The sequence below is a fragment of the Chromohalobacter beijerinckii genome (assembly GCF_023061185.1).
Taxonomy (GTDB): Bacteria; Pseudomonadota; Gammaproteobacteria; order Pseudomonadales; family Halomonadaceae; genus Chromohalobacter; species Chromohalobacter beijerinckii.
In genome coordinates, this window is sequence record NZ_JAKGAK010000005.1 from 1 (window position 1) to 12,548 (window position 12,548).

Genomic DNA, 12,548 nt, shown 5'->3' on the forward strand with positions numbered 1-12,548 from the left:
GAGCGTAAGCCCCAACTCATGCAGGATGTCGGCCTTCCAGTGAAAACCGTCTCGATCCGTCATCTCATCATCGGCACAGGCATCGGCCAGTACCGTGACCGAAAATCCGAGGCACTGCGCATGCCGCGCCAGCGTCGTGATCGTCCCCAGGGTAGTGGCGCCCGCCAACACCAAGTGCGAGATTCCGTGGCGGCGCAGCCAGGCCTCGAGATCGGTATCGACGAACGCGTCATCGGTATGGCTCGTGACCACGCGTTCACCGGGAAGTGGCACGGCGCAAGGCATGGCTTCGGCACTGGGGTGGCCCGTCCGACAAGAAGAATGCGGCTTATGCGGGAAGCGGCGAATATGGACTATACAACCTTCGCCACCGCGCCAATCATCCAGCAGTGCTGTCAGCGGCGCAACAAGCTTGGGCCGCGCAGGCGAGTGCAGCATGGCCACCATAAGCAACGCAGCCGGCGCGTCGCGTGCCTCGTGAGGATGAAGGGGTAATATCTGACAACGAGGTGCCATGACGCCTCCTTTCGACGAACCGCTTCGTCTTGAGTATGGCGCATCATGGCAATTGTCGAAAAACGGCTGTCAGAAGACGCCGTCATACAGCGTCTGGCGATGCTGCGTCGTGGAATATCATGACGAGCAGGAAAGACAGATCACCGAGGCCTCCGGCGCGGGGGCGGCCGCCCAATGCGACATGCCCGGGCGCGGAGTGAAGGGATCGGCGAGCAAGGCCCGAAATTCAGCCAACGGCGCCATATCGCCTGCCTCTGCCGCCTCGATGACCTGCTGAATGAGGTGCGTGCGCGGTACATAGAGAGGGTTGACCGCCTGCATGGCATCACGGCGCGACGCGGCATCGCGGGTTTCATCCTCGAGACGCTGGCGATAGCTCGACAGCCAGGCCTCCAGACCTTCGGCCGGAACTTCTTCATGCAGCCATGCGCCCTCATCGACGGCCCATTCGCCAAGGGCACGAAAGGCGCGATGATAGTCGGCTCCGGCATCGGACAGCAGCGTCAGCCAGTCCTGAACCAGTTGGGCATCGCCATCTTGCACGTTCTCGAGCCCCAAGCGTGCCCGCATCAAGCGCGCATACTCCTGTTGTAGCGCCGGTTCATACTCCGCCAGCTGCGTACGCAGTGCTTCTGGATCGGCCAGCGGCGTCAGCGACTGGCCCAGCACCGAAAGATTCCACAACCCCACCCCGGGCTGCTGATCGAAGGCGTAGCGGCCCGCAGTATCGGTGTGGTTGGGCACCAGGGTGGGCTCGTAACGATCCATGAAGGCATAGGGACCATAATCGAGCGTCAGCCCCAGAATCGACATGTTGTCGGTATTCATCACCGCGTGCACGAAACCGTAGGCCTGCCAGGCCGCGATCAAACGGGCCGTGCGTGTGACCGTATCGCCGAACAGTGCCTCCGCCGGTGCCTCACTTTCCGCCAAGGACGGACGATGACGCGTGATGACGTGCTCGACGAGACGCCGAAGGTCATCGTTGCGACGTGCCTGATACAGCCATTCGAAGTGCCCGAAACGCACGTGGCTGGGCGCCAGGCGCAATAGTGTCGCGCCGGGCTCGACCCGCTCGCGTTGGACCTTCTCATCGTTGATCGACAGGGCCAGCGCCAGCGTCGTGGGGATGCCCAGGCCCGCCATGGCCTCGCCGGCGAGATATTCACGAATCGTCGAACGCAGTACCGCGCGGCCATCGCCAAAACGTGAATACGGCGTTTGTCCGGCCCCCTTGAGATGTAGATCCCAAAAACCGTCGTCGGTCTCCACTTCCCCCAGCAGGAGCCCGCGCCCATCACCCAAGGCAGGGTTATAGACCCCAAATTGATGGCCGGTATATTTCTGTGCCAGCGGGTCCATCCCCGGCAATACGGTTTCACCCCCCATGACTTGTCGCAGTGTCTCCCGCGACGGGGAATCGTCAGTGAAAAGCGCGGGGTCGAGGCCTAGCGCATGGGCACCGCGCGGACTGATATCCACCAGTCGCGTGTTTTTCCAGGCTGCGGGGCTGACCCGGGTGAAGAAGTCGTCGGGCAGACGTGCCCAAGCATTGTCGAAGCGCAGCGCATCGAGCGTCATGGTGACCTCGCGAAGGGGCATGTCTACCTACTTTACACGCCCGGCAACGACCGATAAAAGCGTAGCGAACAAACCAAAACACCGCCCGGAGGCGGCGTCGAAACACGGTTAGGGCAACGCCTCAGGCCGGGCTGTCTTCGGCGTCATCACTGCTGTGCTCGCGAATCAGTTCAGCATTGGTGCGCAGCAGTGCCAATAGCACATCGAAATAATTATCGCGCACGGAGTAGCTGTCCAGTGTGCGAATCAGTGACTCGGCGCTGACGGGCGCTCCTTTTTCGTTCTGCGTGGCCCGCGTTTGACGCATCGCGAGATAAGCACGGTGCGTGTTCAAGTTATGCAGATACGCTTCGATACTCGCCTGGACGCTATCGAAGTTCTGGTAATGGCGGCTACTACCGCGCTGTGCCAAGCCGCAACCCTCACTGAAGCAACGCAATCCGAACAGATTGTTGCCCTTGCGCGCGAAGCGGGAAGTCCCCCATCCCGATTCTTCAACGGCCTGGATGACCACCATTTCCAACGGCAGGGTATCGACACGGGAGAGCAGGTACTCGAACGTGTTGGATGTGCCGCATTCGATCTGGTAGCTATCGCATAACCGTTGAAGATGCGAACGTTCGGCATCACTCAGCGAGTCCTGACGCTCACGCGCATCGATCAACCAATCACGCTGAGCCTGGATCTTGGCGTTTTCGGCTTCGACCAGCGGCACCAGCAACTCGAGAAACTCCGTTTTGCGCTCGGGCCCGGCCGCATATTCGCGCAGGTCCGGCATCTCCTCGACGGGATCGAGAGCCGGCGTATCGACGTTGCTTTCGAGTGTCCGCACGTCTCGCGAGGGAGACGCAGCATGGGCATCCAGAGGTGGCGGCGTTACCGTCACGCCAAGCGCCCCCAGCAATACCGCCGCGACAACGCCACGCCATCGCCGAGAGAAGAACAAGTCGTGTCGAATCGGCATGAGACGACTCCTTGAACATGAAGACGTCAGTCTAGCAATAACGAACGTCCATGTTGAGTCAATATTGCTTGCATCAAAATGAAACGGGCCGGCCTATGCGGCCGGCCCGGTAAGCGAACGCCAACGCGACTCAGCTGCTCAGGAGCTTGTTGAGACGCTGGACATAGGTCGCGGGGTCCTCGAGATGCCCACCCTCGGCGATGATCGCCTGATCGAGCAGGATCCGCGCGAGGTCATCGAACCGGGAATCATCGGCGCTTTCCAGACGTGTCACCAGCCCATGCTCGGGGTTGAGTTCGAGGATCGGCTTGACCTCCGGTAGCGGCTGTCCGGCCGCTTCCATCAGACGGCGCATCTGATAGCCCATGTCGTGTTCGGAAAGCACGACACACGCCGGCGAGTCGGTCAGGCGATGGGTGATACGTACTTCCTGCACCTCGTCCCCCAGCGCGGTCTTGACGCGCTCGAGCAGCGGCGCCTTGGCCTTGGCCGTCTCTTCCTGAGCTTTCTTCTCTTCCTCGTCGGCCATCTCGTCGAGATCGAGATCACCCTTGGCGACATCGACCAAGGACTTGCCGTCGTATTCGGTGAGGTGGCTCATCAGCCATTCGTCGATACGATCATGCAGCAAGAGTACTTCGATGCCTTTCTTGCGGAAGATCTCCAAGTGCGGGCTGTGGCTTGCCGCATTGAAGCCGTCGGCCACCAGGTAATAAATCTTCTGCTGGCCTTCCTTCATGCGCTCCACGTAGCCAGCCAACGACTGATCCTGAGTCGCACTGTCGGTGTGCGTGGAAGAGAAACGCAGCAGCTCGGCGACTTTGTCACGGTTGGCGAAGTCTTCCGCCGGCCCTTCCTTGAGCACGTTGCCAAAGGCGTTCCAGAACGTCTGGTAGGCTTCTTCATCCTTGGCCAGCTTCTTGAGCATGTCCAACGAGCGCTTGGTCAATGCGGACTTGAGCTTGTCGACCTGAGGATCTTTCTGCAGCAATTCACGCGAGATGTTGAGCGACAGATCCTTGGAGTCGACCACGCCCTTGATGAAGCGCAGGTACAGCGGCAGGAACTGCTCGGCGTCGTCCATGATGAACACGCGCTGCGCATAGAGCTTGAGCCCACGCACGCCCTCGCGCTGATTGAGATCGAACGGCGCGCGACCCGGCACGTAAAGCAAGCTGGTGTACTCGAGCGTGCCTTCGACCTTGTTGTGGCTCCAGGTCAGCGGGTCGCTGAAGTCATGCGCCACGTGCTTATAGAATGCCTTGTATTCGTCATCGCTGATTTCTTCTTTGGGCCGCACCCACAGCGCCGTCGCCTCATTGACGGTTTCCCAGGTGACGGTCTCGCTACCCTCGATCTCGTTGCCTTCTTCATCGTGAGCCTTCTCGACCTTGGGCATGCGCACCGGGACTTCGATGTGATCGGAGTAGGTGCGTACGAGGTGCTTGAGGCGCTCGGCGTCGGCGAATTCCTTGGCGTCTTCCTTCAAGTGCAGCACGATTTCGGTGCCACGTTCGGGCTTGTCGATATCCGCGATATCGAATTCGCCTTCACCGCGGGAATGCCATTCCACGCCCTGTTCCTGATCGACGCGGCGCGTGCGCACGGTGATTTCGTCGGAAACGATGAAACCGGAATAGAAGCCCACACCGAATTGACCGATCAGCTTGGCATCTTTCTGCTTTTCGCCGGAGAGCTGCTGGAGGAATTCCGCCGTGCCGCTGCGAGCGATAGTACCCAGGTTCTGGATGACTTCGTCGCGGCTCATGCCGATGCCGTTATCACGCACGGTGACGGTGCCCGCCTCGGCATCGTGCTCGATCTCGACGCGCAACTCGCTGTCATTGCCGTACAGCGCATCGTTGTCCAACGCCTCGTAGCGCAACTTGTCGCAAGCATCCGCGGCATTGGAAATCAGCTCACGCAGGAAGATCTCCCGGTTGGAATACAGGGAGTGGATCATCAGCTGCAAGAGCTGTTTGACTTCGGTCTGGAAGCCCATTGTTTCGGCTTGAGTGGCGGTAGTCATGGTCGAAATTCCCCTGTGGCCATAACGGATGCATGTTAAATGGTGAAAAATGTGACGATAGATGTCGTCATGCGCATCGATATGGGGGCCGCACGAGACTTTTCAAGCGCTTGCAGCTCGGCCCAGGTGTTCCCATGGCCAAGGGTTTCAACCTCAGGGTGCAGCGTCGGGAGGATCGATGCCTTTCCAGCGGCGATAAGGCGCAAGCGAATGGTCGACGCGGGTCAGTAACCAGCCGACGATGAAGACGTCATCGATCACCCCGATGAGCATCAGGAAATCGGGAATGATATCGAATGGCATGATCAAGTAGGCTACCGCCGCCGTCATCCAACCGCAGGCCGCCCACGGCACGGGACGATAACGGCCGACAGTCACGTCGCCCAGCATGGGCACGAACACACGCAGCGCGCGGGCAATGCGCATCAATGCCCCGCTACGCTGCTTGAGCCGCGACCACCGGGCCAATCCTCGCATAAACTTCATGGCATGCCTCCTTGGCGTTGCGTGCCTGCTGGCGTCATCATGCGGGGTGTCGCCGTTCGACAACACTACCCAAGGCGCGCCCCCTGAGCGAGGATGATCACATCATTATCCCGCCAGGCAAGCAAGGAGACATGGAAGATGCTCGCACCGCGGCTTCGTCAACGCTGGTTGACGCTATTATCGGTGGCCTCGCTAGGACTTGCGTTACAAGCCACCGACGTCCAGGCACAATCCGACACTCAGAGGCTCGACGCCGCGGATCGCGCCATGAAAGATGCGCTCGCCGCTGCCCGCGATCATCGCTGGTCACGCATCGATGACGCTGCCATTGACGATCACGTGCTGGCCGGTTACGTGGAATACCACCGCCTCAAGGCACATCTTTCGAGTGCGCCGGTAGTGGAAATACAAAACTATATTGCGCGGCATGCCGACTCGCCCCTTTCGAGCTGGATGCGCGGCCAGGCACAGACTGCATTTGGGCGCAACGGCCGCTTCGATGACCTGTTGGCCATTAGCGATGGCGAGCCCCCAGGCACCATCCGGCAATGTTATTACTACACCGCCTTGCTCGATCACCACCCCCAAGAAGCCGCTCAAGGCGGACGTGAACTATGGCGAGTCGGCCATTCGCAACCCGATGCCTGCGACCGGCTATTCGATACCTTGCGCGAACGCGACGATATCGACGAGGGCGATATCTGGACGCGGCTGACGCTGGCCTGGCAAGGCGGCGAGAGTCGCCTCGTCGACTACCTGGCAGACCAGCTCGACGGCGACTGGGACGCTGGCATCGACGCACTCGAGCGCCTGCGTGGTAACTATGCGGCCATTACCGAGGTCCCCACTGATATTGGCCCCCAGGGACAAGGCAGCGGCGCGCTTTTCACCGCCGCCATGCACAACTTCACGCGCGCCGACACGGAAGCCGCGCTCGAGGCCTGGCGCAAGATCGCCCCCCACCTCTCATTGAGCGACACGCAACGCCATACCATCGAGCACGATCTAGCCTTCTATTCGATGGTACGTGACATCGACAACAACCTGGGCTGGACCGACGACGCCTTGCCCCGTCTCGCGGATGGCGACCTATTCGAGTTGCGGGTACGCAATGCCTTGGCCGATCAACATTGGGGCGAGGTCATCGACTGGATCGATGCGATGCCGGAAGCCACCCGCCAGAAGGCACATTGGCAATACTGGCTGGGCCGCGCACTCAATCAGCGTGGCGACACTGAGTCCGCGCAGGCCGCTTGGCAACTCGCCGCCCAGGAGCGGGGATTCTTTGCCTTCGCGGCCGCCGACAAGCTCGGCCAGCCTTATGCCTTGAACATGGACATGCCCGACGTCACGCCACTGCAAGGCGAACTGGCTGCCATGCGGCCCAGCGTCCAGCGCAGCGAGGCTCTGCGACGCATCGACGAGCCAGGACTGGCGCGTAGCGAATGGTTCCACGCCATCGACCAGGCCAGCGCGGCCGATGCCGCCGCACTCAATGCCTATGCGCTCGAGCGGGGCTGGTATGACCTGGCCGTGCATGGGGCGATCATGGCCAAGCAATGGGATGCCCTGGCCTGGCGCTTTCCCCCCGCATATCAAGCGGACTTCACTCAATGGGGACAGCGCAACGGGGTCGATCCCTATCTGCTGATGGCGATTTCTCGGCGGGAGAGTTCATTCAATCGCCAAGCAGTCTCGCCAGTTGGCGCACGCGGGCTCATGCAGCTCATGCCGGGCACCGCATCGCATGTCAGTCGCAACCTAGACATCGACGCACCCAGCCTCGGTGAGCTCTTCGAGCCGACTACCAACATTCGCTTGGGGAGCGCTTACATTCGCGACATGATGGAGCGTTATCGAGGCAACCGCCTCGCCGCCGCAGCGGCTTACAATGCCGGCCCCAGTCGGGTCGACCGTTGGCTTCGAGAGGCTTCCGGGAATTTCGACCTTTTCGTGGAGCGCATTCCGTACCGCGAAACCCGCGCCTACGTGCAAGCCGTGCTGACGTATCGAGTCATCTTCGAGAGCCTGGCCAAACAAGGCGATTCACAAGGCGTCGCACTGCTGACCCAGGCCGAACGAGAAGGCATTTACGACACCACGCTGCTGGCCCGCAACCCGTAAACGCAAGCGCCGACGCCCTCGAGGGCGTCGGCGCATCCCACCAAGACTTCCGGCTTTCTCAGGGGCGCTGAGCCAGTGCCAACTTGACACCGAAGAGTACCAGCACCGTGCCGGTGGCCCCCTCCATCATGCGTGAAACCCAGCGTTTGGCCAGCCACCTAGCGGCGCTGCCCACCATCAGCACCACACTCATCTGCCATATATTGGCGATCACGAAATGCACGCTTGCAAGCCACAATGACTTAACCAACGCGGGATCACCCGGCGCAATGAACTGTGGCAAGAACGCCATATAGAAAACGACCGTCTTGGGATTGAGCACATTGGACAGGAACCCCTCGCGCAGCGATATCCAGGCCGGTACCCGCTGGTGCTCGACGCCGATGTCGGCCACCGGCAAGCCGCTCCCACGCCGCGCACTGGTCAAGCTCTTCACCCCCAACCAGATCAAGTATCCTGCGCCAAGCAGCTTGAGCGCATTGAAGGCCCATGCCGATTGCAACAGGATCAGCGAAATCCCGAGCGCCGAGACGGTCGCATGCACGAACAACCCCGAGCAAATCGCCACGCTGGTCAAGACGCCATCCCGCGTGCCGCCTCGCGAGGTATTGCGTATGACGAGCAACGTGTCCACGCCCGGCGTCAGTGTGAGCAGCGTGATGGCGACCAGAAACGGCCAGAACTGGGCATCGAAGAACATTAGGTGTTTCCTGATAACTAAACGCGAGCCACCCAAGCGACATGGAAGTCACACTTCATGACCCATAAGTGTTTACAAGAGCCAGAAGGCACTCACGGCAAGTCCTGCAGCCATCAGCACGCCGATCAACAACAGAAGACCATCGTCGGCCGTCATGCCCAGGCCAATCACGGTAATCGCCAATGCCGGCATCGCTGCGGCAAAGGGCAGCAGTTCCAGCGGAATCATCGCCAAGGCCAGGGCAATGACCAATACCGCGATGAGGCGACGCGCAACCGGATGCAGCAATATCTCTAGGCGCTGCGCCAGCAGCTTGTCGATACGTTGCGTCCAGGGACGGACGCGTTTGACGGTGCGATGCAGCTTGTCGTGGCTGATGCCCCGCTTACGCAGCTTTCTGGGCAGCCAGGGCGACTGCCGCCCGAACAATTGCTGCACGGCGATCAACGCGATGAAGATGGCGCACAATGTGGGCACCCCCGGCACACCGCCAGTAGGCAGCAACGCCAACAAGGCCGGCAACGTCACCAGTGGCCCGAACCCTCGCGAGCGGAAAGTGTCGACGATATCCTGAAGATGGATCGTCTTGCCATCATTGGAGTCGTCAAGCGTTTCCAGCAATTGGGTCAAACTGATGCGCGATTCCATGCGCGATTTCTCCTTGGGACAACCGGATGGCAGCCTTGAAAATGGAAGGCCACATACTATCAGCCAAACAGGCCACGCCTGGCATGCTTCATCGAGATCTGATCATTGAGCGTCCAGAAATCGTATAGCACCCCCAGCAAGAACAACCCACCAGTGACAAGATACAACAACCCGGTCAACCATTTTCCCATGTACATGCGATGCAGGCCGAAGACGCCCAAAAAGGTCAACAATATCCAGGCAAGAGTGTAACTGGTGGGGCCCGCCTGAAAGCGTAGGTCCGCCTGGCGATCCATCAGCGGGATCAGGAAGAAGTCGATCAACCAGCCGATGCCCAACAGGCCTAAGGTGAAGAACCAAATCGTACCCGTGATGGGCTTGCCGTAGTAAAAGCGGTGCGAGCCGGTAAAGCCAAACACCCACAACAGATAGCCCACGACCTTGCTATGCGTATCGTTAGCAGCGACGGCGGTATGGGACACGTGACAACTCCTCCAAATGAAACTCGCTCGATCCGCACCCCTCTCCAAAGTGCGACATCACCATGACAAACACCCAGGCCACGCCAAGGTTCCTACCGAGCCGTTACGCTTTTGCATGACAAGGCGGCAGCACTCGTCGGACAAACTTCAGGCAGCCATATAATGCCTTCGATCAAGGCCCCACGCTTTACCCAAAGCATACACACCGGCGTTCTGGACGCTTCCGAATTTTCGATCTATGTTGCATATGCGGTACATGATACCGGGAAAGGCCTCTCTGCAATAAGCTTGACGCTTACCCTAGGGTCATGCATTCTCCGCTGCGTAGGTTTGCAAGTCGAATGTCGTCAGCTGTTAATCGAATTCTCGATCGCCCTTGCGCATTCCCTCCTTGTCTTACCCACGTACCATGGTCGCCCATGGGTCGGCCCGCATCATTACTTCGCAAGTTAAGGAATTCGAAATGGCAACTGGCACTGTCAAATGGTTTAACGACACCAAAGGCTACGGCTTCATCTCTCCGGAAGATGGCGGCGATGACCTGTTCGCGCACTTCTCCGAGATCCAGGCTGAAGGCTTCAAAACGCTGCAGGATGGCCAAAAAGTGAGCTTTGAGGTCACCCAAGGTAAGAAAGGCTTGCAGGCGTCCAACATCAAGGTCGTCGGTTAATTCCGATGCCCCAGCGGTCGTGAGACCGATATCGGACTCCGAACGCATGAGCCCACCGTCAGGTGGGCTCTTTTATTTCCAGATCATATGACTGTCCTTGCCGTATACGAAAGAGGGCACATGGCGCATACCCACACGCCATGTGCCCTTGCCTCTAACGGCATGAGACGACGATGTTACGACTGGTTGTCGTCATCGGTCTCGTTTTCAAGCTTATCCGCTTCTTGCTCGGCTTCGTCGGCTGCGTCATCCATTTCATCAGCCGCTTCGTCTGTCGCCTCGTCGGCTTCCTCTTGCGTTGCGTCAGCGGCATCATCCATTTCGTCGCCAGCTTCATCCGCAGCTTCGCTCATTTCATCGCCGGCTTCATCGGCAGCATCTGCGGTTGCATCTTGTGCCTCGTCGACCTCTTCGCCCGCTTCATCCATAGCATCGGAAGAGTCTTCGGCGGCTTCATCACCCATTTCTTCCATGTCGTCGCTGGCTTCATCGCTCATCTCGGACATTTCATCGCCGGACTCATCAGCGGCTTGCTGAGTTTCTTCAGCCGCCTGTTCGCTATTGTCTGAAGCCTCCTGAGCGGGATCGTCACCGCTATCGCAGGCCGTTAGGCCAAGTGACATCACCAATGCCAACGCACTCATCGTCCATTGCTTATACGTCATCATTTCTCTCCTTGAGTCGCTCATTTCTGCCGGGGGCCGGCACTTTCCTAAAAGTCCATGGGGCCATCCAGGCCTCATGGCACAGAGTTGACAAGCCCTAGGTGCCGGGCTCACCAATATCTTCGTACCAAATCTCGGGCCGCTCGACGATGAACCGCTCCATCAGCGCCTTGCACTGAGGGTCATCGTATACAGTGAGCATGACACCACGTTGACGTAATAATGCTTCCTCCCCTTGAAAGGTCGAATTTTCGCCAATCACGATCTCGGGGATGCCATAGAGCAAAATAGCACCACTGCACATGGCACAAGGTGACAGTGTGGTATAAAGCACCGCTTCGCGATACACATGCGCCGCCAAACGACCGGCATTTTCCAAGGCATCCATTTCACCGTGCAAAATGGCACTGCCACGTTGCTGGCGTTGGTTGTGCCCGCGCCCGATGATAATGCCCTGATGCACAAGTACCGAACCGATGGGGACGCCACCCGCATCGTATCCTTTGCGCGCCTCGTCGATGGCTGCCTGCATAAATCGGTCCATGGCGATCCTTTAGTCGTTCACCTTGTGCACTACGTTACGCTCATTGATTTTGGGCACTTACGCGTTCATTTCAAGCGTAAGCAGCTTGAAGGGTCCTGAGCAAACGATCAAGCAAGACAACTTGCCGCGCCTCAGCCCTCATCGCTTTGACGTGAGTACAGTGCGGAAGACGAAGGTGCCGCCAGGGAAAGCGCCCCGGGTATCAATTCAGCACGAAAGCGCTCGTGGAAACATGGCTCTCCATCGAGGTTCAGCGGCAGGGCATCCTCGCCTTCGAATTCGACCCAGGGCACCTGCAAGTACTCGACGAACTCGCCGCTTTTAGGGAGGTTTTCAAGCTCGTCGATCAACTGCTTCATCTCCCTGAGCGAGGTGAAATGACGCACGATGAGCAGTTCCAGCAAGCCATCATCGACCTTGGCCAGGGGGGCCAACTGCTGACCGCCTCCCGCTTGAGAGCCATTACCCAGGGCAAGCAAGAACAGGGGGATGTTGCGCTCTCCATCGGGGAGCCGCAAACGACCCCGGTAAGGTTGGTAGTTCCAAGCCTTGAGCATGCCCATCAATGAATAGGCGCCACCGCCCAAAAGTCGTTTGAGGGGAGCCGGTGTCGAATTGGTGATCTGGGCACCGAAGCCGCCGGAGGCAAGGTTGATAAAATAATCTCCCCCCAAGCTGCCCACATCGACATCGTGGGGACGGGCTTCCAATGCCACGCGAAGCGCCTCAAAAGGATCCAAGGGCAGTTCTAGGCCACGTGCGAAATCGTTGGCACTGCCCAGCGGAAGGATACCAAGGGTCGGTCGCGCGTCCTGAGTCAGTTGCATCAAGCCGCCAACGACCTCGTTGACCGTTCCGTCGCCGCCGCCCGCGATGATACGTTCAATGCCTGCCTCGCTGGCTTCCCGTGCCAAGCGCACGCCGTCACCAGCTTCCCAGGTCACCCGCACCGCCAGAGGGTGCCCTTCTTCACGAACGCGCTCCACCGCCTCACGGATATCCGGAAGTTGGGCGGATTTACCATTGAGAATCAGCCATGCGTCACCATCGGTTGCGGCAGGCTGGAGTGTTTCACTCATCGCTTTATCATCCTCGTTCCTTGAGACACGCCGGCCTCTCGTCTCGCCATATGCACTTTG

The 12,548-nt window shown here is 59.3% G+C and carries 13 protein-coding genes; 2 read left to right on the forward strand and 11 right to left on the reverse strand.

The window, feature by feature from the left end; all coding sequences use genetic code 11:
• The 5 genes from L1075_RS05960 to L1075_RS05980 all read right to left on the reverse strand — a co-directional run.
• Window positions 1-516 (reverse strand): isochorismatase family protein (locus L1075_RS05960; RefSeq protein WP_246940715.1); only part of this gene is annotated, 516 nt, incomplete at its 3' end.
• A gap of 117 nt (window positions 517-633) precedes the next feature.
• Window positions 634-2,118 (reverse strand): protein adenylyltransferase SelO, encoded by a 1,485-nt coding sequence (locus tag L1075_RS05965; protein WP_246940718.1) that lies wholly within the window; start codon window positions 2,116-2,118, stop codon window positions 634-636.
• A 100-nt stretch (window positions 2,119-2,218) separates the two neighbouring features.
• Window positions 2,219-3,061, reverse strand: a complete 843-nt coding sequence (locus L1075_RS05970) for a protein bax (protein ID WP_246940721.1) — start codon at window positions 3,059-3,061, stop codon at window positions 2,219-2,221.
• Between the two features lie 130 nt (window positions 3,062-3,191).
• Window positions 3,192-5,090 (reverse strand): molecular chaperone HtpG, encoded by a 1,899-nt coding sequence (gene htpG, locus L1075_RS05975; protein WP_040242341.1) that lies wholly within the window; start codon window positions 5,088-5,090, stop codon window positions 3,192-3,194.
• Between the two features lie 153 nt (window positions 5,091-5,243).
• Complete coding sequence (locus tag L1075_RS05980; protein ID WP_082021300.1) at window positions 5,244-5,576, reverse strand: YkvA family protein; 333 nt, start codon at window positions 5,574-5,576, stop codon at window positions 5,244-5,246.
• Window positions 5,577-5,714: 138 nt separating this feature from the next.
• Between L1075_RS05980 and L1075_RS05985 the strand changes: the two genes are divergently transcribed.
• Window positions 5,715-7,700 carry a transglycosylase SLT domain-containing protein gene (locus L1075_RS05985; RefSeq protein ID WP_246940724.1) on the forward strand — a complete coding sequence of 662 codons (1,986 nt, stop codon included), beginning with the start codon at window positions 5,715-5,717 and terminating at the stop codon, window positions 7,698-7,700.
• Window positions 7,701-7,758: 58 nt separating this feature from the next.
• Here L1075_RS05985 and L1075_RS05990 read toward each other — a convergent pair whose 3' ends face one another.
• The 3 genes from L1075_RS05990 to L1075_RS06000 form a co-directional block, all read right to left on the reverse strand.
• The gene (locus tag L1075_RS05990; RefSeq protein ID WP_075369021.1) at window positions 7,759-8,400 is read right to left on the reverse strand and encodes a LysE family translocator; all 642 of its coding nucleotides are present in this window, start codon (window positions 8,398-8,400) and stop codon (window positions 7,759-7,761) included.
• A 72-nt stretch (window positions 8,401-8,472) separates the two neighbouring features.
• Window positions 8,473-9,048, reverse strand: coding sequence for an exopolysaccharide biosynthesis protein (locus tag L1075_RS05995; RefSeq protein ID WP_040242349.1), 576 nt, complete (start codon window positions 9,046-9,048; stop codon window positions 8,473-8,475).
• A 59-nt stretch (window positions 9,049-9,107) separates the two neighbouring features.
• Window positions 9,108-9,530, reverse strand: a complete 423-nt coding sequence (locus L1075_RS06000) for an NINE protein (protein WP_246940727.1) — start codon at window positions 9,528-9,530, stop codon at window positions 9,108-9,110.
• A gap of 463 nt (window positions 9,531-9,993) precedes the next feature.
• Between L1075_RS06000 and L1075_RS06005 the strand changes: the two genes are divergently transcribed.
• Entirely contained in the window at window positions 9,994-10,200 is a 207-nt protein-coding gene (locus tag L1075_RS06005; RefSeq protein ID WP_040242353.1) for a cold-shock protein, read from the forward strand.
• Between the two features lie 176 nt (window positions 10,201-10,376).
• On the opposite strand, the gene L1075_RS06010 is transcribed toward L1075_RS06005, so the two are convergent.
• The 3 genes from L1075_RS06010 to yegS all read right to left on the reverse strand — a co-directional run bounded on the left by L1075_RS06010 (window position 10,377) and on the right by yegS (window position 12,488).
• Window positions 10,377-10,865, reverse strand: a complete 489-nt coding sequence (locus L1075_RS06010) for a hypothetical protein (protein ID WP_246894147.1) — start codon at window positions 10,863-10,865, stop codon at window positions 10,377-10,379.
• A 97-nt stretch (window positions 10,866-10,962) separates the two neighbouring features.
• Window positions 10,963-11,397: a nucleoside deaminase gene (locus L1075_RS06015; RefSeq protein ID WP_378092334.1), complete on the reverse strand. Its 435-nt coding sequence runs from the start codon at window positions 11,395-11,397 to the stop codon at window positions 10,963-10,965.
• A 143-nt stretch (window positions 11,398-11,540) separates the two neighbouring features.
• Window positions 11,541-12,488: a lipid kinase YegS gene (gene yegS, locus L1075_RS06020; protein ID WP_246894145.1), complete on the reverse strand. Its 948-nt coding sequence runs from the start codon at window positions 12,486-12,488 to the stop codon at window positions 11,541-11,543.
• Window positions 12,489-12,548 lie beyond the last annotated feature (60 nt).